Annotated in this window: 19 protein-coding genes; 5 read left to right on the top strand and 14 right to left on the bottom strand. The window is 38.5% G+C overall.

What is annotated here, in order from left to right:
- The first annotated feature begins 1 nt into the window (after position 1).
- Complete coding sequence (gene btsR, locus ACLKML_RS14625; RefSeq protein ID WP_413283814.1) at positions 2-727, top strand: two-component system response regulator BtsR; 726 nt, start codon at positions 2-4, stop codon at positions 725-727.
- A gap of 41 nt (positions 728-768) precedes the next feature.
- Here the strand turns inward: btsR and nagZ are convergent, their stop codons facing one another.
- Positions 769-1,776 carry a beta-N-acetylhexosaminidase gene (gene nagZ / locus ACLKML_RS14620; protein ID WP_413283813.1) on the bottom strand — a complete coding sequence of 336 codons (1,008 nt, stop codon included), beginning with the start codon at positions 1,774-1,776 and terminating at the stop codon, positions 769-771.
- 169 nt (positions 1,777-1,945) lie between these two features.
- Here nagZ and ACLKML_RS14615 point away from each other — a divergent pair, with 169 nt between their 5' ends.
- The gene (locus tag ACLKML_RS14615; RefSeq protein ID WP_413283812.1) at positions 1,946-3,064 is read left to right on the top strand and encodes an anhydro-N-acetylmuramic acid kinase; all 1,119 of its coding nucleotides are present in this window, start codon (positions 1,946-1,948) and stop codon (positions 3,062-3,064) included.
- A gap of 268 nt (positions 3,065-3,332) precedes the next feature.
- Here the strand turns inward: ACLKML_RS14615 and ACLKML_RS14610 are convergent, their stop codons facing one another.
- From ACLKML_RS14610 to ACLKML_RS14600, 3 genes are all read right to left on the bottom strand, one after another.
- Entirely contained in the window at positions 3,333-4,292 is a 960-nt protein-coding gene (locus ACLKML_RS14610) for a transposase (protein WP_413283811.1), read from the bottom strand.
- A gap of 235 nt (positions 4,293-4,527) precedes the next feature.
- On the bottom strand, positions 4,528-8,133 hold the full coding sequence (locus tag ACLKML_RS14605) for a response regulator (protein ID WP_413283810.1): 3,606 nt from the start codon (positions 8,131-8,133) through the stop codon (positions 4,528-4,530).
- A 76-nt stretch (positions 8,134-8,209) separates the two neighbouring features.
- Positions 8,210-8,554: a DUF2799 domain-containing protein gene (locus ACLKML_RS14600; protein ID WP_413283809.1), complete on the bottom strand. Its 345-nt coding sequence runs from the start codon at positions 8,552-8,554 to the stop codon at positions 8,210-8,212.
- Positions 8,555-8,829: 275 nt separating this feature from the next.
- Here ACLKML_RS14600 and ACLKML_RS14595 point away from each other — a divergent pair, with 275 nt between their 5' ends.
- Entirely contained in the window at positions 8,830-10,326 is a 1,497-nt protein-coding gene (locus ACLKML_RS14595) for a carbon starvation protein A (RefSeq protein WP_413283808.1), read from the top strand.
- A gap of 127 nt (positions 10,327-10,453) precedes the next feature.
- Here the strand turns inward: ACLKML_RS14595 and ispH are convergent, their stop codons facing one another.
- The 6 genes from ispH to murJ all read right to left on the bottom strand — a co-directional run bounded on the left by ispH (position 10,454) and on the right by murJ (position 18,265).
- Positions 10,454-11,398: a 4-hydroxy-3-methylbut-2-enyl diphosphate reductase gene (gene ispH / locus ACLKML_RS14590; RefSeq protein WP_413283807.1), complete on the bottom strand. Its 945-nt coding sequence runs from the start codon at positions 11,396-11,398 to the stop codon at positions 10,454-10,456.
- 28 nt (positions 11,399-11,426) lie between these two features.
- Positions 11,427-11,915 carry an FKBP-type peptidyl-prolyl cis-trans isomerase gene (gene fkpB, locus ACLKML_RS14585; protein ID WP_413283806.1) on the bottom strand — a complete coding sequence of 163 codons (489 nt, stop codon included), beginning with the start codon at positions 11,913-11,915 and terminating at the stop codon, positions 11,427-11,429.
- 235 nt (positions 11,916-12,150) lie between these two features.
- Positions 12,151-12,660: a signal peptidase II gene (lspA, locus tag ACLKML_RS14580; protein WP_413283805.1), complete on the bottom strand. Its 510-nt coding sequence runs from the start codon at positions 12,658-12,660 to the stop codon at positions 12,151-12,153.
- 12 nt (positions 12,661-12,672) lie between these two features.
- Positions 12,673-15,504, bottom strand: coding sequence for an isoleucine--tRNA ligase (gene ileS, locus ACLKML_RS14575; RefSeq protein WP_413283804.1), 2,832 nt, complete (start codon positions 15,502-15,504; stop codon positions 12,673-12,675).
- 58 nt (positions 15,505-15,562) lie between these two features.
- A complete protein-coding gene (gene ribF / locus ACLKML_RS14570) occupies positions 15,563-16,498 on the bottom strand; it encodes a bifunctional riboflavin kinase/FAD synthetase (RefSeq protein WP_413283803.1) in 936 nt (311 codons plus the stop codon).
- Positions 16,499-16,705: 207 nt separating this feature from the next.
- Positions 16,706-18,265, bottom strand: a complete 1,560-nt coding sequence (gene murJ, locus ACLKML_RS14565) for a murein biosynthesis integral membrane protein MurJ (protein ID WP_413283802.1) — start codon at positions 18,263-18,265, stop codon at positions 16,706-16,708.
- A 257-nt stretch (positions 18,266-18,522) separates the two neighbouring features.
- On the opposite strand from murJ, the gene rpsT reads away from it, so the two are divergent.
- Positions 18,523-18,783 carry a 30S ribosomal protein S20 gene (gene rpsT / locus ACLKML_RS14560; RefSeq protein ID WP_413283801.1) on the top strand — a complete coding sequence of 87 codons (261 nt, stop codon included), beginning with the start codon at positions 18,523-18,525 and terminating at the stop codon, positions 18,781-18,783.
- 133 nt (positions 18,784-18,916) lie between these two features.
- Here the strand turns inward: rpsT and ACLKML_RS14555 are convergent, their stop codons facing one another.
- Both ACLKML_RS14555 and nhaR read right to left on the bottom strand, forming a co-directional pair.
- Entirely contained in the window at positions 18,917-19,213 is a 297-nt protein-coding gene (locus tag ACLKML_RS14555; RefSeq protein ID WP_413283800.1) for an ArsR/SmtB family transcription factor, read from the bottom strand.
- Positions 19,214-19,382: 169 nt separating this feature from the next.
- A complete protein-coding gene (gene nhaR, locus ACLKML_RS14550; protein WP_413283799.1) occupies positions 19,383-20,273 on the bottom strand; it encodes a transcriptional activator NhaR in 891 nt (296 codons plus the stop codon).
- Between the two features lie 499 nt (positions 20,274-20,772).
- Here nhaR and ACLKML_RS14545 point away from each other — a divergent pair, with 499 nt between their 5' ends.
- Entirely contained in the window at positions 20,773-21,921 is a 1,149-nt protein-coding gene (locus tag ACLKML_RS14545) for a Na/Pi symporter (protein WP_413283798.1), read from the top strand.
- Between the two features lie 106 nt (positions 21,922-22,027).
- Here ACLKML_RS14545 and ACLKML_RS14540 read toward each other — a convergent pair whose 3' ends face one another.
- The gene (locus tag ACLKML_RS14540; RefSeq protein ID WP_413283797.1) at positions 22,028-22,879 is read right to left on the bottom strand and encodes a thymidylate synthase; all 852 of its coding nucleotides are present in this window, start codon (positions 22,877-22,879) and stop codon (positions 22,028-22,030) included.
- A 4-nt stretch (positions 22,880-22,883) separates the two neighbouring features.
- Complete coding sequence (lgt, locus tag ACLKML_RS14535; RefSeq protein ID WP_413283796.1) at positions 22,884-23,696, bottom strand: prolipoprotein diacylglyceryl transferase; 813 nt, start codon at positions 23,694-23,696, stop codon at positions 22,884-22,886.
- Positions 23,697-23,780: the final 84 nt, after the last annotated feature.

Here is a 23,780-nt window from a genome sequence, read left to right as displayed (position 1 = left end):
AATGCTTACAGCATTAATTATCGATGATGAACAACTTGCCAGAGAAGAACTTATTGAGTTGTTAGGAGAGACCAAAGCGATCAAAGTGATCGCTCAAGCAAGTAATGCTATTGAAGGTTTGAAGAAAATAAACACCCTTAAGCCTGATGTTATCTTTTTAGATATTCAAATGCCACAGATAACCGGTATTGAACTTCTTGCTATGCTCGATCCCGATACTATGCCTAAGGTGGTCTTTGTTACTGCTTTTGACCAATATGCAGTACAAGCTTTTGAAGACAATGCATTTGATTATCTATTAAAGCCTATTGATACAGCGCGCTTAGATAAAACGGTTTGTCGATTAATCAAACAACACAACAAAGACAATAAACACCAAGATCTTTCGTTCATCGCTCCTAAGTCATTAGAACAAATTCCTTGCATAGGCTTGAACCGAATTATGATCATCCCAACAAAAAATGTAGAGTGTGCATTCAGTGATATCAGTGGTGTTCACATTCGTAGTTCTTCTCAGACTGCTACAAGTCAATTAACCCTTAAAGTCTTAGAAGAAAAAACCGATTTATTACGATGCCATCGCCAATATTTAGTGAATACCAAAACAATTAAAGAGATAAAATTACTAGAAAATGGCTTAGCGGAAATCGTCACTCTGAGTGAATATTGCATTCCGGTAAGCCGTCGTTACTTAAAAATCCTCAAAGAAAAGCTAGGCATCGTGTAGCATTACAACTTATTTTTACGGTAAAATTGAATATTATTCTCTTACTTATTGGCCTGTTCGGTTAATTTTTTCATCGCATTACTCGCTTCTTTCCATTGATTAGAAAACTTTAATTCAGAAAGTGTTAACGACTGCTTTTTAAAAAGTGCTTTTGCTTTAGCTGCTATTTCTGATTGCTTACATATAGGAAGTTGATCAAGAACTTCGATGCTCGCCTGACGATTATTACACAGTAGCAACATATCACATCCAGCTAACAGCGCTTGTTGCGCTCGTTGCGCGGCTTCCCCCATGAATGAAGCGCCTGTCATATTAAGATCATCGGAAAAAACCACACCCGAAAAACCTAATTCTTTACGCAGTACATCTTGTAGCCAGAAAGCAGATCCACTCGCAGGTTGAGTATCATAATGTGGATATATCACATGTGCTGGCATTACTGCGTCTAGAATCCCCATCGATATGTGTTGCTTAAAGATAACCATATCGTTGTCTAAAATATCGTCTCGAGAGTCATAAGGCGTTTCTATGTGAGAGTCAGCAATAACACCGCCATGTCCGGGAAAGTGTTTACCTGTTGTTGCCATTCCAACCTGTTTCATACCTTTCATGTAAGCAGAGCTATATTTCACTATCGTTTGAATATCCTCGCCAAACGCTCTGCTTCTAATCGCCTTACATTCATGCCCCATATCTAACACAGGGGCAAAACTAAGATCAATTTCATGCGCAATCAATTCGGCAGCCATTAACCAACCGGCTTGTTGCGCTAAAAAAGCTCCATTGTGGTGCTGAGCAAACTGCTGAGCAGCCGGGATACTAGAGAACCCATTTCGAAAACGCTGTACTAAACCACCTTCTTGATCAACACCAATAAGTACTTGTTGATTGGTTATTTTTCGAATATGTCGACATAAAGCCAACAATTGATCGTTATCGTGAAAATTTCGACTAAATAAAATTAAACCGCCCACTGTCGGGTGTTGCAAAATTTCTTTATCTTCTGCATCTAATTCATAACCAGCAACATCGACCCATAGTGGCCCCATTTTAAACTTCTCCTGAATCTGTCATCTAGCATGTGTTGGTGTAACAATTAAGAAAATATTATAACCTTAATAGCGGTAGATATAGTAAAGTTTATAAATTGCCAACCCTTAACTGTTGGCTGTGAATTGCTCATATTCAAGCATTTAACAGTAAAAAATCGAGGCCACGATGCAAACAAAACCACTCTATATTGGTGTCATGTCAGGAACAAGCTTAGATGGTGTAGACACGGCTCTTGTTGCTATTGACTCAGATACAACCGAACTTATTGCTTCAGATACCTTTCCTATCCCCGAGAATGTTAAACAACATGTACTCAATATAGCGATGGGACAGCAAACAAACCTCGTCGAAGTGGGATTAATAGATAGTCAATTAGGCCACCTTTACGCAGACGCAGTTAACCAGCTGTTAGCGAAGTCTAATCTGGATGCTTCTGCTATCACGGCGATTGGTAACCACGGTCAAACCGTTTATCATCAGCCTTTTGGCGACTATCCGTTCACGCTTCAGTTAGGTGATGCCAATATTATTGCTGTAAAAACCGGCATCAAGACCGTTGCCGATTTTAGACGCAAAGACGTTGCATTAGGAGGTCAAGGCGCGCCTTTGGTTCCTGCCTTCCATAGAACGGTATTTAATCCTTCTAGCTCCAGCATCGTAGTGCTAAATATCGGTGGCATCGCCAATATTTCAGTATTAAGAGCAAATACCGCTACATTGGGTTACGATACTGGACCTGGAAATATGTTATTAGATGCTTGGATTCATACGCAAACAGGTGATAATTACGATAAAAATGGTCAATATTCAGCGACGGGAAAAATTATCCCCGAGTTGCTAACCACTTTATGTAACGACGATTACTTCCAATTAGAAGCGCCTAAAAGTACTGGACGAGAATTATTTAATCTAGATTGGTTAAAGAAAAAACTGAACGAATTGAACTCTACTTTTGCACCTCAAGATGTCCAAGCAACACTCAGTGAATTTACCGCCTTGACCATAGCCAACGAGGTAAAAAAATATTACCAAGGACATGCACCCGAGTTACTCGTTTGCGGTGGAGGATCACGTAATCCACGATTAATGGCACGCCTAGCAACTTTACTACCAAACTGGCATGTCTGTACCACTGACGACAAGGGAGTAAATAGCGAATATATGGAAGCGATTGCTTTTGCATGGTTAGCATATAGACGATGCAATAGCTTACCAAGTAACCTTCCAGAAGTAACTGGCGCAAGTAAGCCAGCGTCTTTAGGAGTTATCTACCCAGCAGACTAATTACAAAAATTACAAGAAAATTACAAGGACATGCACCTCAAAAATTACAAGGACATGCACCTTTGATATAAGCTCCAGGCTAACTGCATTAATGTCAGGACATACATCCTAAGCTCGGATTTAACATATAGGGATATATTTTAATACTTTCAAAATAAAACATTCTAAATATTGAAAGTACGTATTCTATTAAGAAGGCATACCAAATATTACACACGAATAAGAAGTTTTATACGTTCTAAATGAAAGGAAAATTGATTAAATTTGTCTAACTTAACTGGTATCCACGTATTCGACTTCGGCGTAATTTAGGTAGAGCTGATGGAAAACTTTGTCTGCACCCAACTAAAATGGCTCGTTGTTTCTCTAACTCAGAGCAAGCAATTAACCAATCTTTATCCGTTAGATTTAACCTTTGTAAAATAGGCGGAGTACACAGATGTAGGCTCGCTTTGCCTTTTTTCAATCTTTTGCCTGACCATTCAACCAACTCTATATAGTCCATCAGTCTAAATGGTATTCCCGCGTTAATTTTGCCGTTTATACTGCCAACGAAAGGAAATAAATTCGGCTCGGTGGGTTGTTGTTGATAAAGCGTCTTTAATCGACTTTTGATTGAAGTGTAATCAGAGGTGTCGAGGGTTTTAGCGGTACCGGAACGGACGGGATTCAAGTCAGTGTAAGCCATTGCAGCAAGCAACGCTTTTTCATCGAGCAAAGCCTGACTTTTGTATCGACTTTCCCAAAAGTGGCCTTTGCAATTATCTTCTTTATTCGCTTTCAAAGCGATATCAAAATTTAGCTCACGCATAAACCAACTCAAACTATAGAGTCGCTCTCGCCATTGCAGAATTATCTTATTCGCTAAGCTGATTTCAGCTTTCCCTTTCAAATCATGGCCCATAAATCGTTTTATGATGTCTGGTGTGGTGTGAAGTTGAGACCAACGCTGAATAACATCACTATCAGTTAATTCATCCAATTTGGCTTTGTTTATGTGCACCACAAGGTGGTAGTGATTACTCATCACCGCATAAGCGCAAATATCGATACAATAGACAGTGGCGAGTATTTTGATGCGAGATTCAATCCAGTCTCTTCTGTGCTCGTAACTTGTTTGTGAAAAGGCATCATAACCACATAGAAAAGAGCGGCGAACACAACGAGAAACGCAGTGATAATAAGGTGTGGCGTCAATACTAACTTGTTGGCTTCTTGCAGTGGTCATGGATGCTTCCTATATTAGGTATCGCAACCAATATAACGGAAATACGTTGAGAGCAGATAAATGATTAATCGCCTTTCGAGCGATAATTTATTTTTTAATGTAAACAGTCTGTTTGTTTCATACAGTGTCTGTCCCGATAAACACTACTAAACTTAAGTAAAGCCATTAAAGTGCCTGTCCTAGTATAAAATTTGTGGACAACTCTTTCATAAGGTGGCTGTCCTCGAAGAAAAAATCAACGGCTATTTTTACCTTTAAAGTCAACTAAACATTCGGCAGCTGCATCAAATTCATACTCTTGAACATAATCGATTATCTTATTGAAAGAATCAGCTCTATCGGTAGACTCCAAGATACTCGCGATCTGTTGAGCAACTTCCGAAGCCTCAGTATTGTATTCAGCAATACAATGTTCTAATTGCACAAGCAACGTATCTAGTTTCTCATAATTAAGCTTCCGCCGAACAACCTGCTGTTCTGGAGAACTATTTATATCGACTAATTTATCCTTTATATCAATTAAAGTAGGTTCAAGTTGTTCAACTAAGCGCAATAAACTCGCTTTACTATCAGATACGTTATTTTTTACAGCAGATTCAAGCTGTTCGGCAGCGCTATATACTTGATTTGCTCCGATTGTTCCAGCGGTTCCTTTTAAGGTATGAGCCATCCTTTCCGCTTGGTCAGTATCCTGAGTACCATTTAATGCTTTGTCAAAATCTTCCACGAAATGTTGATAATTATGATAAAAACGTTTTAGTAATTTGACATAAAGTTGGGAGTTATTTTGAGCTCTTTTTAAGCCTGATTCTATATCGATTGCAAAAATATTCGGAACATTCAATTCAGAGGTTAATTCTTGATGGCTGCTTTCAATGGTATCCGTTACTTTTCTTTCAGGATGTATCCATTTAGCCATGGTAATAAACATGCCATCAACATCAATAGGTTTCGATATATGGTCATTCATCCCAACATCTAATACTTTTTGTTTATCGCCAACCATCGCATTTGCCGTCATCGCAATAATCGGTAGTACAGCCAAATGGTGCTGTTGGCGAATTTTTTTGGTCGCCGTATAGCCATCCATTACCGGCATTTGACAATCCATCAATACGCCATCGAATGATTGCTCAGCTACTCTATCTAAAGCTTCTTGACCATTATTAGCTAACACGACAGTCATTTTGTTTGTAGTCAATAATTCAACAGCTAGTTCTCTATTAATTTCGTTGTCTTCGACTAATAAAACATGTGCTCCACGTAAGTGTTTTCGAGCTTCACATGAATCATCCTTTCTGCTTTTATTACTATTTTCTATGAGATTTTTTGCGCCAATAGTATTTAGTATGCTGTCTAGCAAATGAGAAGAGGTCGTTGGTTTAAAAATAACATCATTGATACCCAACTCATTAGTAACGTCAAATGCACTCTCTTTAGCATGGCTGGCCAGTAAAATTACTTTTGGTTTATGAGTAATAGCTGAATGAGATATAATCTGTTTCACTGTCTCTATCCCATCCATTTCAGGCATATCCCAGTCACACAAAACAATGTCGTATTTTTCATTGTTTTTTTCTGCATCGACAATGGATTTAATCGCGTCAGCTCCGTTGCCAACCGCCGTATTACTAAAAGAAAAACTGGTCAGCATTTGAGTGAAGATGTCTCTAGATGCTAAATTGTCGTCCACTAATAATATATTTAGGTAGTCTAATTTAGAGGTGATTTTTTGAATTTCAATCGATTGAGTTTTTTGAATCACAAAATCTAACACAAAATAAAATTGGCTTCCTTTTCCTTCTACGCTGCTACAGCCAATTTCTCCCCCCATCATTTCAACAAGCTTTTTACAAATGGTTAGACCAAGCCCTGTTCCTCCATATTTTCTTGTTGTTGATGAATCTGCTTGAGAAAAAGATTGAAACAGACGAGACATCTGCTCTGGCGTCATTCCTATTCCACTATCATTAACCTCAAACCGCAACGAAAGAGTATTCTCTTTACGACTTAAGAGAATAACTTTAATAATAACTTCTCCTCCTTTGTCGGTAAATTTGACGGCATTATTACCTAAATTAGTCAATATTTGTCCTAAACGCAGCGGATCACCTTTAAGCGACATTGGTATTTCACTTGGAATATCAAAATGGAACTCTAGAGACTTTTCTTCAGCACGTAATCCCACTAAGTTAGCAAGTTGATCAAAGACGTCTTCTAATTCAAAGTCTATTTGCTCAACTTGCATTTTTCCTGCTTCGATTTTCGAAAAATCGAGAATGTCATTAATGATTCCGAGTAAAGATTCAGCACTGCGATGGAGTTTTTGTATGTAGTTTCGTTGCCTGGTATCGAGGTCTGTTTGCAAAGCTAAATAACTCATACCGAGTATGGCATTCATTGGGGTTCTTATTTCATGGCTCATATTTGCCAAAAAATCGGACTTAGATTTATTGGCTTGAATCGCTTCCTGTTGTGATTGTTGTAAAGCTTGTTGTTGTCGTTTTCTTTCCGTGATGTCGCGTGCAATGCTCATCAACCCTGTCATTACTCCATCATTATTAAATAGCGGAGTTTGAACAATATCAAAAGGGATACTTTCACGATCGGTATTATCAAGGCGAAGCGTAAATTCATAGCGATGCGTTTCTCTATTCGCCATCACATTTAAATCTTGTTCTCGTAGTTTTTTAGCCTCATTTTTATCGAAAAAATCAGCATCTTGATGGCCAATAATTTGAGATTTGTTTGCTCCAACATAATCTTCAAACTTCTTATTAATATCAATATATCGTCCTTGAGTATCTTTAATATAAATAAGATCAGGAATACTATTGTATAGAGTAGTTAATAAACGATGCTTTTCTTCTACGTTTTCTTTTGCTTGTTTAACCGATAGGTTTAGATCTCTCATTGCGACTTGCGAACGACGCAAAATAACCATGAGCCATAACATAATAAAAATAAATACACTGGCGAGATAAAACAAATATTTTGAGTTATCTCTAGAACGTTGTAAGTCTTGATAGCGAAGATCTAAATATTTTTGCAGAATTTCATCGGCTTTTAATACTGATGAGATAACATTTTTACTGATGCTCTCCCCATTTAAATCAGCATTTACCAGTTGTTCAAAAGTCAATTTATAAGAAGAAATCCAAGCAACAAAACCATTAATATCTTGAATAGCATTACTGCTAACGAGTGTTATTTCAACCTGCTCGGCAGCATCAATTATATGATCCAATTGTTGATTAATTTGTGAGATAGAAAGAGATTTACTCTCTTGAGATTTAAGCAGTAAATACTCTTTTTCCATTTGAAGTAAATTTGATAAATCTAATTTTAGTTTATCTAACTCATTGGAATTATTTAGTTCATAAGATAACGGTTGACGCACTAACCGCTCAACTAAAAAAACAGCATTATTTGCTTGAGTACGTAAAGTGAAGTTTAACGCATCGATTTGCTGTCTTTGTTCGACAAATATGCTGAAATTTTTCCTATAATCTAAGATATTCTGAGTAAAGAGATCCAACGCTTGTTGGTCTTCATCTGTACGTCCATCTATTTGTTCTATTTTGATTATAGTATGGAGTACTTGATCAATATAAAATGCTGTGTCCTCAGCGCTATTCTCATCCTTATCTCTCATGTAAGTCAGTTCACTTAGACGCGCCTTGTCTAATTGATAAGTTAAATGAGTAATTGAAGTAAACTGATCTATCGTAGTGAAAAATCGACCAGACCAAAAAAGCAATGCGGCCAAAAAAAGCAAGACGACGAGACAAACAACACCGATTAAAATTTGTCCCTTTTTATACATGTCTTCAGTAAGCATTAATTAAACCTTCACCATCTAAAATAATTAGCGTTATTAAGAGTAAAAGAAAAATTAACGCATGAATAAAATAGCACTATTGGGACTCTGCCCAACCTCTTTGCCATTCCATTCTAAATTTTTGCGCGTCGACGGTTCCTTCACATACCCCTTCATAATATTGGCCAGAAAAACCAATTTGATAAGCAAAGTTAGGATTACAATATTCCTTTATTGCGTCAATATATCCTTGATCATATTCGGCTTGATTCACTTGACCTAATTTCTGTAAATCATCAAAAGAGCGAGTATGGAATCCTTTAATACCATCCGAAAAGCCAACCTGGTACCAATCACCATTTTTAGCTAACTCCCTATCACTTGAGGAACAAGCCGTTAAAAACAGCGAGAGTGCAAACAAGACCACTTTACTTCTTAACATTTTCATTCCTTAGGGATTCAATATACTTACTAAAAATGGGCTATATTTTCTTTTAAGTCAAATAGCTATGCACCTATATCTAAGACGCATGACCATTTACCAAAATAATGCGCTTGATCACATTAAAAAAAACACCAAACCATTAAATCCATATAAATGCCACTTAACATAGAATAGGTCCACTCAAGCACACATGGAATGCAACTGACATTAGTCCAACTTAATATTGAAACTGAGCGATACAAATAACTAATAAACGTGGGACAATTAATATTATGATGTGGTTTCTTTTCTGTGTGGTTGCCTTGATCGGCGGCTACTTCATTTATGGTACTTTTGTAGAAAAAGTATTCGGTATTAACGAAAACCGTAAAACCCCGGCACATACCATGCAAGATGGTGTCGATTTTGTACCAATGTCAACGCCTAGAGTTTATCTTGTGCAATTACTAAATATTGCTGGTGTTGGTCCTATATTTGGTCCAATTATGGGCGCGCTATATGGTCCTTCGGCTCTACTTTGGATTGTATTTGGTTGTATTTTTGCTGGTGGTGTGCACGATTATTTTTCTGGGATGCTATCTGTTCGTAACAAAGGTGCTTCAGTACCAGCGCTGTCAGGCCGTTATTTAGGTAACGGAGCGCGCCATTTTATGAACGTTTTTGCTATCGTCCTTTTACTACTAGTTGGGGTCGTGTTTGTTTCCGCTCCTGCAGGTATGATCACCAATCTTGTTAACGAGCAAACGTCTTTTGAAATATCCAATGTAACAATGGTTGTAGTTATTTTTGCCTACTACATTATCGCGACTATTGTACCTGTAGATAAAATCATCGGTCGCTTTTACCCTTTGTTTGGCGCATTACTTGTCTTTATGTCCATTGGTTTAATGGCAGCAATTGTTATCTCAAGCGAACACACTGTCTTAGGTGGTTTTGTGATCAGTGATATATTCACTAATATGAACCCAAATAACCTTCCATTATGGCCTGCGCTATTTATTACTATCGCTTGTGGTGCTATTTCTGGTTTTCACGCGACTCAATCTCCATTAATGGCTCGATGTATGGAAAACGAAAAAAATGGTCGCTTTGTATTTTATGGTGCAATGATTGGTGAGGGTGTTATCGCTATTATTTGGTGTACTCTTGCGCTCTCTTTCTTTGGATCTGTAGAAGGGTTGCAAGAGGCGGTTGCTGCAGGTGGACCAGGTAACGTGGTTTATAGTTCTTCATTTGGCCTACTAGGTGTCTTTGGCGGTATTTTAGCATTTCTTGGTGTGGTAATTCTCCCTATCACATCTGGCGATACTGCATTTCGTTCGAGCCGATTAATTCTTGCTGAATACTTTAATGTTGAGCAAAAAACTTTACCTAAACGTCTGTTGATGGCCGTTCCTCTATTTGTTCTCGGTGGAATTTTGACTCAAGTAGATTTTGGTATTATCTGGCGCTACTTCGGGTTTGCTAATCAATCTACTGCTACTATCATGCTTTGGACAGCTTCTGCATACCTACTTCGTCATAATAAATTACATTGGATTGCGACCATTCCAGCGATGTTTATGACGACGGTTTGCGTATCCTTTATTATGAGCAGCTCTAAATTAGGTTTCGGTTTGCCAATTTCTATATCAACTGTTGTTGGCGTTATTGCTGCAGTATTGATTACAGCTTACGTGATTACCATTTCTAAAGGTAAGGGAGACATAGATTTACTCGATGAAGAACTAGATGAAGAGGAAGTCGAATCAACCGCGAAAACAGCCTAAAGTAATTATAAATTAAAAAGGGAGGAGCCAATTCGCTCCTCCCTTTTTAGAACAATTGATGAAACTTATTTTAGTGTTAGTGGCTCACTTTATAAATAGAAAACCTAATTCCAACAAAGAGTAAAAACTAAGAAAGATTTTTTATTTGCAGTTCTTTTGGAACTTCAAAAAACATATTTTCTTCTCTGCCTGAAATTTCTTCGACTTCGGTTGCACCAAGCTCTTTTATTCTATCTAAAATTTGGTCAACGAGATCCTCGGGAGCCGAAGCACCAGCAGTCACACCAATATTAACCATGTTATTAAACCAATCCGCACTAATATCCTCAGGACAATCGGTTAAATAGGCTTTTGTACCTAATTTTTCTGCGAGTTCTTTCAATCGAGTAGAATTAGAGGAGTTTTTAGACCCCACCACAACTAAAACATCAACTTGTTGCGCCATCTCACGTACTGCATCTTGTCTATTTTGAGTCGCATAACAAATATCATCTTTACGTGGTCCTTGAATATCCGGATATACCGCTCTAAGCCGCTCAATAACACTAGCAGTTTCATCAACAGAGAGTGTTGTTTGGCTCACATAATGTAGGTTGCTTGGATCTCGTACCACTAACTTACTCACGTCATCTGGTTTTTCAACCAAATACATTCCGCCGTTAGCACTAGCATATTGCCCCATTGTCCCTTCAACTTCTGGATGTCCTGCATGACCGATCAGCACCACTTCCATATCTTTCTTACTCGCACGAGCCACTTCCATATGCACTTTAGTAACCAATGGACAAGTAGCATCAAATACCGTTAATGTTCGAGATTTCGCCTCTTCTCTCACCGCTTGAGATACGCCGTGAGCAGAAAAAATAACAATGTTATCATCCGGTACTTCATGAAGTTCTTCGATAAAAACAGCCCCGCGGCGCTTTAAGCCTTCCACAACAAAACGATTGTGTACAACTTCATGACGCACATATATTGGTGGCTTATATAAATCTAAAGCTCGTTCTACAATGCTGATAGCGCGATCCACTCCAGCACAAAATCCTCGAGGATTCGCCAGTAATATTTTCATTTAATGACTCTTCGTTTATCTTTGTAGGTTATTCTACAGATAATATTTCAACTTCAAAGGTGACATCTTGCCCAGCTAAAGGGTGATTAAAATCAACGGTTACGGAATCACCCGTGATATCTGAAATAATTCCTGGTATTTCGACGCCATCAGGCCCAGAAAAAGCCATAATAGTACCGACTTCGACAGCAGCATCACCGACAAATTTAGAACGGTCCATATGGTGAATATTATCAGGGTTAGGTGCGCCAAAAGCATCTTCTGCTTTAAGGTTAACAGATTTTTTATCGCCAGCAGACAAACCAAGCAAGTGACTTTCAAAGTTTTCACTCAGGCTTCCATCGCCAATTGATAATTGAGCCGGTTTACCCATATTATGAGTTGAATCAGCAACGGAACCATTCGCTAATTTAATAGTAAAATGAAGCACCACTTTACTATTATTGATAACTTTATTTTTACTATTAGAAGAGACTGAATCAAACGAATCAGTCTCCGAAGATAAGATTTTAGACATGGTTTAAAACATTCCTAAAGATAATAAAGGGACACTATTCTCTATTTAACCACCAACCGAAGGTTTTAAAAACCACAAGTTTGATCAGGATGTAAGAGATGTGATTTATATAGAGCGATTGACTATAAATAAAAAACACCAGAAGAGGAAATTCTCACTGGTGTTTATTTAATAGAGTGTTACTTAATCTTAATAAGTAAGTTACTGGTTTCTTTTTTGGTTATCGCCCAATAAGCTATTTCGAACTCGATTTAGAGCTAAAGAACCCATCTAAAATAATCATAGCGGCACCGATACAAATAGCAGAGTCAGCAAGATTAAAAGCTGGCCAATGATAACTCCCCCAGAAAAAATCTAGGTAATCAACCACAAAACCATGCACTAGCCGATCAAATACATTACCAAGTGCACCACCAATAATCATTGCATAAGCAATATTATTCCACTTTTCAGTTGCAGGTAATTTACTCATCCAAAACAAAAGTAAGCCACTAACGAAAAATGCAATAGCAGCAAAAAACCACCTCTGCCAACCAGCTTGATCACTCAAGAAGCTAAAAGCAGCACCGTAGTTATGAACATACAATAGATTAAAGAAAGGTAACACTTCTATGCGATGTGCCCATCCATATCCCATGCTGTCCATAACAACCAGTTTAATACCAATATCAAAAGCAAACACTAAAGCCGCTAGCCATAGCCAGCGAACTCCAGATTGTTTAAGTGTCATTGCTTTCATAGTCATAATATTTTTAGATTAAGCAAATTGACGTACTTCACCATCACCGTCAACATTTGACGCACAGCGGCCACAGATTTTTTCATGACCTTCGATAGTGCCAACATCTGCAACGTGATGCCAACAGCGATCACATTTCTGTGCATCTGAAGCAACCACATCGACAAATAGACCTTCAATCTCTGTTTCTTGAGCAGAATCTGTTTTCTCAGCCAAAGATTTAACTGCTGCTTTTGAGGTTAGAAGAACGAAACGTAACTCATCTTGCAAACTATTCAATTTATCCGCTAACGTTGCGTCAACATAAAGTGTTACTTCGGCTTGTAATGAACCACCAATAACTTTCTCTTTACGCGCTGATTCAAGCAATTTGTTCACTGCACCACGAACTTGTTGAACGTCACTCCAAAACTCATCGTTTAATGGCTCACCATCTGCAAGGCCAAATAACCCGTCGTACCACTCTTCAGTAAATACATATTTACTACGCTTACCAGGCATTTCATTCCAGATTTCATCTGCAGTAAATGACATGATTGGAGCCATCCAACGTACCAGAGCTTCGACGATATAATAAAGTGCCGTTTGACAGCTACGTTGAGCATTGCCACCTTTTTTCGCAGTGTATTGACGATCTTTTATCACATCGAGATAGAACGACCCCATTTCAATCGAACAAAATTGCATCAAACGTTGCGTAACGCCGTGTGTATTATACTCGTCATACGCTTTTTCAATTTCTTCTTGGGCTGCTTTCGCACGTCCAACAGCCCAACGATCAAGTGCGACCATTTCTTCAACTGGCACTAAGTCAGTTTCAGGATTGAAGCCATTTAGGTTAGCTAATAAAAAGCGCGCAGTATTACGAATACGACGATATGCGTCAGCGCTACGCTTTAAGATTTCATCAGAAACAGCCACTTCACCAGTATAATCTGTTGAAGCAACCCACAGGCGTAGAATATCGGCACCAAGACGATTAGTAACATCTTTTGGTGCAACAACATTACCAACCGATTTCGACATTTTTCGACCATGACCATCAACGACAAAACCGTGAGTCAATACTTGTTTGTACGGTGCAACCCCTTTCATAGCAATAGAAGAGATCATTGACGACTGGAACCAACCACGATGTTGATCCGACCCTTCAAGATACATATCCGCTGTATGACCGTTAAATTCCTCACGATGATCAACCACAGAATAGTGCGTTACTCCTGAATCAAACCAAACATCTAGAGTATCCAGAACTTTTTCATATTTTGCGGCATCTTCTTCACCCATTAGCTCAACAGGATCAACATCCCACCATGCTTGAATACCCTTTTCTTCAACCAACGTTGCTACTTTCTCAATCAGTTCAGGAGAATTAGGGTGAAGTTCTGCTGTTTCTTTATGAACAAATAACGCAATTGGAACGCCCCAAGTACGTTGACGAGAGATACACCATTCCGGACGGCCTTCTATCATGCTCTCAATGCGACTTTGTCCCCAATCAGGGATCCACTGTACACCTTTGATTGCTTCTAAAGCTTTAGCGCGCAATCCAGCTTGATCCATTGAAACAAACCATTGTGGCGTTGCCCGGAAAATAATAGGCGTTTTATGGCGCCAGCAATGAGGGTAGCTATGCTCATAGGCATGATGATGTAATAAAGCACCACGCTCTTTCAATACGTCTAAAACCGCATCATTTGCTTTGAATACATGTTGTCCAGCAAAAAGTTCGGTATCAGGCAGGAAGACACCATTAGAGCCGACAGGGTTAGCCGTTTCCAAACCGTACTGCTGACCGACAACAAAGTCTTCTTGACCATGACCAGGTGCGGTATGAACGATACCAGTACCTGCATCGGTTGTTACGTGGTCGCCTAAAATAACTGGCACATCAAAATCATAGAATGGATGCTTAAAGCGAACCAGTTCCAATTCTTTTCCTGAACTGAACCCAAGGTTGTGATAGTGCTCAATACCAGCACGATCCATCACACTTTTTGCGAGTTCAGAGGCAACAATTAGTCTATGCGGATTGTCACCTTCAACCTGAATAAGGACATACTCTAAATCTTCCCTTACTGTAACTGCACGGTTTGCAGGTAGTGTCCAAGGCGTTGTAGTCCAGATAACAACTGAAATATCACCTTGACCTTGGTGGTCTTTAATCAACGAGAACTTCTCTACAAGCAGTTCTTCATCAACGGCTAGAAATTTCACATCGATCGAAGGAGACACTTTATCTTTATATTCCACTTCAGCTTCAGCAAGAGCAGAACCACAATCTGTACACCAATGAACAGGCTTAAACCCTTTCAATAAGTGGCCTTGATCAGCAATTTTGCCTAATGCTCGAATGATATTTGCCTCGGTACCAAAATCCATAGTGCGATAAGGCTTATCCCATTCACCAGTAATACCAAGACGCTTAAAGCTCTCTTTTTGACCTTCGACTTGACCTGCTGCGTATTGACGACATTTCTCACGAAACTCAGCCGCAGTCACTTTTTGACCTGGTTTACCGACTTTCTTCTCGACCATTAATTCAATTGGTAATCCATGACAATCCCAACCCGGAACATAAGGTGCATCATATCCAGCTAAGGTTTTAGATTTAATAATAATGTCTTTAAGAATCTTATTCAGCGCATGACCAATATGAATATCACCATTGGCGTAGGGAGGGCCATCATGCAATATGAAGGATTTTTTGCCTTTTTTTGCTTTACGGATTTCACCGTAAAGATCTTCTTTATACCAACGCTTAAGCATTTCTGGCTCTCTATTAGCCAAGTTACCGCGCATTGGAAACCCTGTTTCTGGTAAATTCAGGGTATCTTTATAGTCTGTCATTGATTCTTAATTCCGTTATCTTGGGCGAGCGTTAGACATTATTTAGTTGAATATTCAACTAATTCTCTAGCTGATGTAACCACACCCGTGCAGCATCAGCATCTAATTCAATTTGTTGTTTCAACGCTTCAAATGATTCGAAACGTTTTTCTTCTCTCAGCTTTTTCAACAATGAAACTTCAAGCTGTTTTCCGTATAAATTTTCACTAAAATCAAATAAGTGAACTTCCAGTTGCTGGCGTACACCATTTACTGTCGGTCGTTGGCCTATATTAGCGACACCGCCTAACGGTTTGTCACTCACGCCATACACCTGAACAACATAGACACCAGATACAGGTGAAACCGTTCGTTTTAACGGTATATTGGCAGTAGGAAAACCAATGGTTCGTCCTAGTTTTTGCCCGTGAGATACGCGACCATTAATACTATATGCTCTACCTAACAATTTTTCTGCTTCTGCTAAGTTATTCTCACTCAGTGCTTGGCGAATAGCGGTACTACTGACTCTTTGTTTTTGGACACAAAAGCTCTGCGTACTGACAACTTCAAAACCGTACTTTAAACCCGCTTCTTTAAGCATGGAAAAATTACCGACTCGGCCTCGGCCAAAACAAAAATCATCACCAACAACTAAAAATTTAACATTCAAGCGCCGAACCAACAAGTCACTTATAAAAGATTCCGCAGTCCAGTCGGCAAAACGCCGATTAAAATTAACACACAGTAATCGATCGATTTTTAACTTACTAAGTTGAACATATTTATCGCGTAGTCGGTTAAGTCTCGCCGGAGCATTCTCTTTTGCAAAAAGCTCCATAGGTTGGGGTTCAAATGTCATGACCATTGAAGCAACCTTGAGAAGTTTAGCTTGATGAGCGACTTGCGCTAACACTTCCATATGTCCTAAATGGACACCATCAAAATTGCCAATAGTCAAAACGCACCCACTATGATGCGCTTTTATATTATGAATGCCACGAATCAATTCCATTAGATCAACTACAAACTCAACGTCATAACATAAACTAAGCTTAAAATGAGCAACCCCAGTTCAGTTTATTAAAATAATTAGTACGAAAACGTCGGATTATATACCAAACAACCTTTGTCCGTAACTGCTTTTATTATCATGCAAATAACGTCAGTATTCTATTGGTACGCTTTCTTTTAGCAAACTAAACTAACCCTAAGCTTTTTGTTAATTTGTTGGTGATATATGTCGAGGTCTAACCCCTAGAATGACAGCAGCTAATAAATAACTGAGAGCTCCACTAAAAATCAATAAAGTTAGCATTTTCACCCGTTCAAACAATTCCCATTCAAGCCAAACAGACATTACTGGTAACTGCCAACTAAGCACATAAACCATTACCGCACCAGAAATAAACAACCTACATACAAAGAGAATCGTCTGCTTAGAACAACGGTATACTTGTGCAATATGCAGCCCTCTATAAAGCAATGCCATGTTAACAAAAGCCGATAAAGCAGTTGCCATCGCTAAACCAACATAACCATAAAAATAGGCAAAAATGACGTTAAAGCCCATATTGGCGGTCATTGCTATTATTCCATATTTTACTGGCGTTTTAGTATCTTGCCTTGAGTAATACCCCGGAGCAAGTACCTTAATTAGCATAAAATTTAGCAAACCAGACGCATAAGCGAATAAAGACATTGATGCTTGTTGTACGTCATAAGCACTAAACTCTCCACGCATAAACAGCACCATAAGCATAGGCTTTGCCAATACCATTAACCCGAGCATGGCCGGCAAACCGAGTAGCAACACCATGCGAATTCCCCAATCCATGGTATTTCTAAATCCTTCGCTATGCGCATCCACATGATTACGAGAGAGTGCAGGAAGAATTACCGTTGCAATAGCAATACCAAATAAACCTAAAGGAAACTCTAAAAGACGATCGGAGTAATATAGCCAACTAATCGATCCGGTTGCTAAGAAACTGGCTATAAAAGTATCTAACAACAAATTTATTTGGCTAACAGAAACACCAAATAGTGCAGGGATCATCAATGTGCGAATTTTAACCACACCTGGATCTCGCCATCCCCACTGGGGTTTTACAAGAAAGCCTGTTTTAATAAGAAAAGGAATTTGAAACATAAATTGAACGGCTCCACCTAGAAATACCCCTATGGCGAGTCCAATTTCTGGCTGAGATAAATTAGGAGCAATAAATAAGGCAGATCCAATAATCATTACATTCAAAAAAACAGGAGTAAATGATGAAACCGCAAATTTGCCTAAAGTATTAAGAATTGCACCTGATAACGCGACAAAAGTAATAAACCACAAGTAAGGAAATGTTATTTTCAACATAAGGCTGGCCAGTTCAAACTTGTTAGCGGACGGTCCATCGTTTAGCCAATCGATAAACCAACCCGCACCAAAAATAGCGGTAACAACTCCCGAACAAGCAATACCAAATACTGTCACAATAGTGACAAGCACTCCTAATGTACCCGACACTTTAGCGATCAACTGTCTGGTTTTCTCTTTATCGTCTAATGCTTGATACTCAGTTAATACCGGAACAAATGCTTGAGAAAATGCGCCTTCAGCAAACAGTCGCCTAAGGAAGTTGGGGATTTTATTGGCAAAGAAGAATACATCAGCACTCGCTCCTGCTCCCATAAGATTAGCAACCACAACATCACGAACTAAACCCAACACACGTGAAATAAGTGTCATTGCACTGACAATTAAGCCTGACTTTAAGAGTCGCTTGCTCACAAATACCTCTTTTATTTACATAAATAGCAAAACTAAATACCAATTTATAGCAAGCATGTATTTTGGTCACTTATTTAATGGCATTGGTACTGAAATACTGTTAGAATCCCGCCATCTTAACCGCGTTAACCTAACTATTCCAAATTTGTGTGGATTTAGTTGAGTTTTTGCACAAATCATTTGACATATTGGTATGAAAGAGGCATCCTCTTCCGCCTTAAATTGTCACCGAACTAAAGTTTTTGGGAGTTAGACCCTTGGCAAACAGTAAATCTGCTAAGAAGCGCGCTATCCAAGCTGAGAAACGTCGCCAGCATAACGCTAGCCGTCGTTCTATGATGCGCACTTACATGAAAAAAACTGTCGCTGCTATTGAAGCAGGCGATAAAGAAGCTGCAACAACTGCATTTGCAGTAGTTTCACCTATCCTAGACCGTATGGCGAATAAAGGCGTTATTCATAAGAATAAAGCTGCACGTCACAAGTCTCGTTTCGCTTCTGCAATCAAAGCTCTTTAATATTACTTTTTGTTTTATTAAGAATTGATTTAAGCGAAAAAAAACCGGCATTTGCCGGTTTTTTTATATCTAAAATAAAACAATTCGAGACCAGCGAAGCTAAATCATCTCTTAATTCTATAAAGAATAAACGCTAAACAACACAGTACAAAGAATGAAGCAGACGAATCATCTCTTTAACTTCGTGACTATGTAATGAATAATAAACGGTTTGAGCTTCTTTTCTAGTTGTGACTAACCCGTCACGTCTTAACCAAGCAAGATGTTGAGACAAGGCCGATTGACTAAGATTTAATTTAGCACACAATTCACCTACAGATAATTCCTGGTCATGTAAGATACAAAGAATTTGTAATCTTCGCTCATTTGCCATAGCTTTCAATAAAGCCACTGCCTGTGCAGAATTTTGTTCCATATCCTGAAGGTTCATTTCGCTACTCTCCATCAAACTAAATAATACTGGTTTGAATTATCTATCTAATTTTTATTCATCTTTATAGGTAAGTATTATTTTATAAATAGTGATTATTTATAAAATAGTAAGACAAATTACCTCTATATTGATTTTTCATCAAGTTTCTAAACAAGAAAAGCCTAATTTAGTCAAATAAATGACTAAAATCAGCATCACACACATTTTTAACCGCTGGGTGCTGAATCATTCTCTCAGCAAAAATCACATAATATTCTTCTTTTAGTTCACTCACATTAGCAATGAGTTGCGAAGACAACTCTTGACCTATCTCTGAAATATAAAGATTAGGCGCAAGGAAGATGACATCTTTGTGGTAGCGAGCAAATGCTTTCATCAACGCGACATCATCAAACTCACCAAGAATATTGACTTGAATACCTTGCTGATCGAACCACTGAGAAATTTTCCTTCCCATTGATGTTCTACTTCCCGGAACCAATAATTTGCGCTCTTGTAAAATTTCAGGAAAACTAAATTTATCAATATGACCAGAACAGAAAAAACTCAATGAGCTTTCTCCTAGTTTTTTACTATACAGCCCCGGACTTTGTGTTGAATCAACCGGACAGTCTGAAAGAATCATATCCAATTTATGCTGTGACAACTGTTCTAACAATAGTTCATGGGTTGATTCAAAACAGCGCAAATGAATACTGTTGTCTTCAGGGATTGTGGTCATCAATATTTTACTTACCAAACGTTTAGAAAGAGCATCAGCGACTCCCACATCAAATAACACGTTCGATCGTTGGCTGTAATTCACAATATCCAACATCTCATAACTGAGCCCAAACATGCGATCAGCATATTTGTATATGAGCTGCCCCAATTCAGTAGGTTGAATACTTCGGCCACTACGTTTGGTTAGTTTACCTCCCACTCGTTCTTCTAACGCCTTAATTTGTCCTGTAACCGTTTGAGGCGTTAAAAATAACGCATCGGCTGCTTTCGATACCGATCCTTGCTTACACACCATCCAAAAATAATAAAGGTGGTTATAATTTAAATGCGACATTCTGCTGTTCCACTCATTTTAGTCTGTTGTGGCTAGTTTTTTAGTGTACTTATGTTGCGATTGTACCTATGTTGCGATTGTACCTATGTTGCGATTGTACCTATGTTGCGATTGTACCTATGTTGCGATTGGACTTATGTTGCTAGTGTACCCATGTTGGCGCAACATATTTATGAAGCTAATTATTCGTTATATCCGAATTAAAATAGCAAAATAACAAGTTTTACCGAATAAAAATTAGTAACAATTTATTAAAACTGCAATAAAACTAACGCAATAAATCCCTTAAGAGCAGTCTAAATAGAAAAAACACCAGTTAAAATCAAAAATAAACATTAAAAAACAAATAGTTATATTTTTATGCATTTTAAAAATAGGCCAAATAAATAAATACAGATAAAACATTAGTTTTATAAAAATGTAATATTAGTGAAATATTTACTCTCTAGTATGCCCATCAGATAAGTTAATTAACTTGTATTATGTCCTGGAGAAAAAAATGAACCAAGCGACAACAACTGGCTCACCACAACAACGTTCAATGGCTAATGTTATGCGTTGGGCTAACTTGGTATTCATGCTTTATTTACTGCTTCTTGCTGTATCTATGGTTGGAGGTGGTTTTAAACTTGCCGTCGGTGAACAAGCAAAAACACTATTTGAGTTTGCTTCACATCCTGTAGCAGGTTTAATGATCGGCTTGGTGGCTACGGCTCTGATCCAATCGTCAAGTACGGTAACGTCTATTATTGTCGGCTTAGTTGCAGGTGGCTTACCTGTAAGCACAGCGATTCCAATGATCATGGGAGCCAATATAGGAACAACCATTACCAACACTTTAGTTAGCTTAGGTCATATGAGATGTAAGCATGAATTTAAACGCGCTTTTGCCAGTGCGACCATTCATGATTTTTTTAATTTATTGGCCGTTATCATCTTCTTACCACTCGAAATGGCGTTTGGTTTATTAGAAAAAATCTCTCATTGGCTCGTTTCACCTATGCTCGCTACAGGTGATATGAGTATTAAGGGGTTTAATTTTGTCAAACCATTAACTAAACCAGTTATCTCATCCCTTACAGAGTTTCTCAGTAGCTTTAGTGATGTAATTACTGGTGTGGTCCTTATTGCTCTTGGTATTAGTGTCATCTTCTTTGCTATCACTTTTATGGGTAAATTAATGAAGAAGTTGATGGTTGGTCGAGCGAAAAACATTCTACAAAGTGCAATTGGTAAGGGGCCACTACATGGTATTTTGTCCGGCTCTATTGTCACGGTATTGGTTCAATCATCATCCACGACAACAAGTCTAATGGTTCCGTTAGTTGGTACAGGTGTCCTTAAAGTAAGAGATATCTATCCATTTACATTAGGTGCGAATATAGGAACATGTATTACTGCTTTACTGGCTGCAACAGCAGTAACAGGAGAGTTTGCCGTTTATGCCTTACAGATCGCTTTGGTTCACTTAACCTTTAATATCCTTGCCACGGTATTTATTTTTGGTATTCCTTTCTTACGTGAGTTACCACTCAAAGGTGCGGATATTATTTCCGATATGGCGATAAAAAATAGAGCGGTAGTCGCCATTTATCTGGTTGTTGTGTTTATTGTTATGCCAGGCACGATATTAGCACTTACCACTTAACGGTTAGTTAGGCTGTAAACAAGGTATAAATAAAAATCCCCCGGTAATGGAAAGTTACTGGGGGATTTTCTATCCAATTAGTTATTTATATTGAAAAAAGGGACTTTTATACCGAGAATGGATACTTGATGGCTTCATGACTCTCGTAGCCAACAACTTCAAAGTCATCCAATGTCACCCACGTTTCCAAATCTTCCAATGATTTAATTTTAGGATTTATTTTAAATTGCGGCGCCGATAAAGGCTTACGTTTTAATTGCACATCCTTCATCAAAGGCAATTGATCTTCGTAAATATGGCCATTAACAATTTTATGATAAGCCAGTCCAGGCTTGTTACCTGTGATTTGTGCCATGATAGCTAAAAATACGTACACCTGAACCATATTGAAATTTAAACCAAGTGGCACATCACATGAACGCTGGGTACTATTCAAATATAGAGTGCCATCTAGCAAAGAGAAATGATGGCTATACATACACGGCCTCAAGCAGCCCATATGAAACTCGCCGGGATTATAAAAGTTTAAAATTTCGCCTCGATCATCAATTCCGTTAGAAAGGTCGTCAACAATTTTTCTCAGTTGATCGATATGCCCTCCATCCGGTTTTGCCCAAGCTCGACCTTGCACACCATAAACTCGGCCCATGTCATCATCACCTTTACGGTGCGGATTATTCAACCAAGCTTCATTCAAATTTGAATTAGCATCCCAAGTTTTAGTCCCTAATTTTCGGAAATCTTCTGCACTATCATAGCCACGAATATAACCAAGTAATTCAGCTACCGCCGATTTCCAAAAGCTTTTTCGAGTGGTCACTAAAGGGAATTGATTATTAGCTACATCATAAGTTAAATCGGCGTTAATTATGGTAAGACAACGCTTACCGGTTCGACGATTCTCGACCCAAACGCCATCGTCAACAATGCGTTGACACAAATCTAAATACTGTTTCACAATCTCACCCTTTTTTATTTACTGCTTGGCGTTCGGTTTTATAGGCCCAAATCATCATCAAAACACCAATAATTATCATCGGAGATGACAGAATTTGTCCCATGGAAATAAAGTTACCAAATAGACCTAAATGCTCGTCTGGCTCGCGGAAATACTCGACGATAAAGCGAAATGCACCATATCCAATCAAAAATAGGCCCGACACGGCGCCTGCTGGTCTTGGTTTACGAATAAAGATATTTAGTATAATAAACAACACTACACCTTCTAAGAAAGCTTCATAAAGTTGAGAAGGGTGACGTGGTAAATATCCACCACTCGGGAATAATACCGCCCAAGAAACATCAGTCACTCGTCCCCAGAGCTCATCATTCATAAAGTTACCTAAACGGCCAAGGCCTAAACCAAATGGCACAAGAGGGGCGACAAAATCGGCGACACTGAAAAAAGCGCGTTTATTGCGATACCCGTACCATGCCATAGCAGAGATAACACCAATTAAACCACCGTGAAAAGACATACCGCCCGTCCACACTTTAAATAAATACAGTGGATCATCTAGGAATAGATCAAAGTGATAAAACAAAACATAGCCAACACGACCACCAACTACAACACCTAAAAAACCAGCAAACAGCAAATCTGAAACTTGTTCTCTAGTCCAACCACTATTGGGTTTGTCAGCTCTTCTGTTGGCTAACCAGATTGCAAACATAAAACCAAATAGATACATCAATCCGTACCAACGAACAGATACTGGACCAATGGAAACGAGAATAGGATCAATTTGTGGGAAATCAATAAAGCCTTGAGGCATAAATAGTTACTCTTTTAAGTGACACGTGCGATAAATCTGATGCGACCATTTTACCTATGATAAACAAAAAAAATATAGGGAAGA

Source organism: Vibrio sp. MA40-2 (assembly GCF_047302445.1).
GTDB lineage: Bacteria > Pseudomonadota > Gammaproteobacteria > Enterobacterales > Vibrionaceae > Vibrio.
Note: the sequence above shows the minus strand (reverse complement) of the source record. Positions and strands in the feature narration are given on the sequence as shown.

Bases quoted from the DNA above. Each gene is read 5' to 3' on its own strand.
- ACLKML_RS14610 (WP_413283811.1), bottom strand. From the start codon at position 4,292: ATGACCACTGCAAGAAGCCAACAAGTTAGTATTGACGCCACACCTTAT.
- ACLKML_RS14555 (WP_413283800.1), bottom strand. From the start codon at position 19,213: ATGAACCTTCAGGATATGGAACAAAATTCTGCACAGGCAGTGGCTTTA.
- fkpB (WP_413283806.1), bottom strand. From the start codon at position 11,915: ATGTCTAAAATCTTATCTTCGGAGACTGATTCGTTTGATTCAGTCTCT.
- ileS (WP_413283804.1), bottom strand. From the start codon at position 15,504: ATGACAGACTATAAAGATACCCTGAATTTACCAGAAACAGGGTTTCCA.
- lgt (WP_413283796.1), bottom strand. From the start codon at position 23,696: ATGCCTCAAGGCTTTATTGATTTCCCACAAATTGATCCTATTCTCGTT.
- btsR (WP_413283814.1), top strand. From the start codon at position 2: ATGCTTACAGCATTAATTATCGATGATGAACAACTTGCCAGAGAAGAA.
- ACLKML_RS14605 (WP_413283810.1), bottom strand. From the start codon at position 8,133: ATGCTTACTGAAGACATGTATAAAAAGGGACAAATTTTAATCGGTGTT.
- ACLKML_RS14595 (WP_413283808.1), top strand. From the start codon at position 8,830: ATGATGTGGTTTCTTTTCTGTGTGGTTGCCTTGATCGGCGGCTACTTC.
- lspA (WP_413283805.1), bottom strand. From the start codon at position 12,660: ATGACTATGAAAGCAATGACACTTAAACAATCTGGAGTTCGCTGGCTA.
- ACLKML_RS14545 (WP_413283798.1), top strand. From the start codon at position 20,773: ATGAACCAAGCGACAACAACTGGCTCACCACAACAACGTTCAATGGCT.
- ribF (WP_413283803.1), bottom strand. From the start codon at position 16,498: ATGGAATTGATTCGTGGCATTCATAATATAAAAGCGCATCATAGTGGG.
- ACLKML_RS14600 (WP_413283809.1), bottom strand. From the start codon at position 8,554: ATGTTAAGAAGTAAAGTGGTCTTGTTTGCACTCTCGCTGTTTTTAACG.
- nhaR (WP_413283799.1), bottom strand. From the start codon at position 20,273: ATGTCGCATTTAAATTATAACCACCTTTATTATTTTTGGATGGTGTGT.
- ACLKML_RS14615 (WP_413283812.1), top strand. From the start codon at position 1,946: ATGCAAACAAAACCACTCTATATTGGTGTCATGTCAGGAACAAGCTTA.
- nagZ (WP_413283813.1), bottom strand. From the start codon at position 1,776: ATGGGGCCACTATGGGTCGATGTTGCTGGTTATGAATTAGATGCAGAA.
- ispH (WP_413283807.1), bottom strand. From the start codon at position 11,398: ATGAAAATATTACTGGCGAATCCTCGAGGATTTTGTGCTGGAGTGGAT.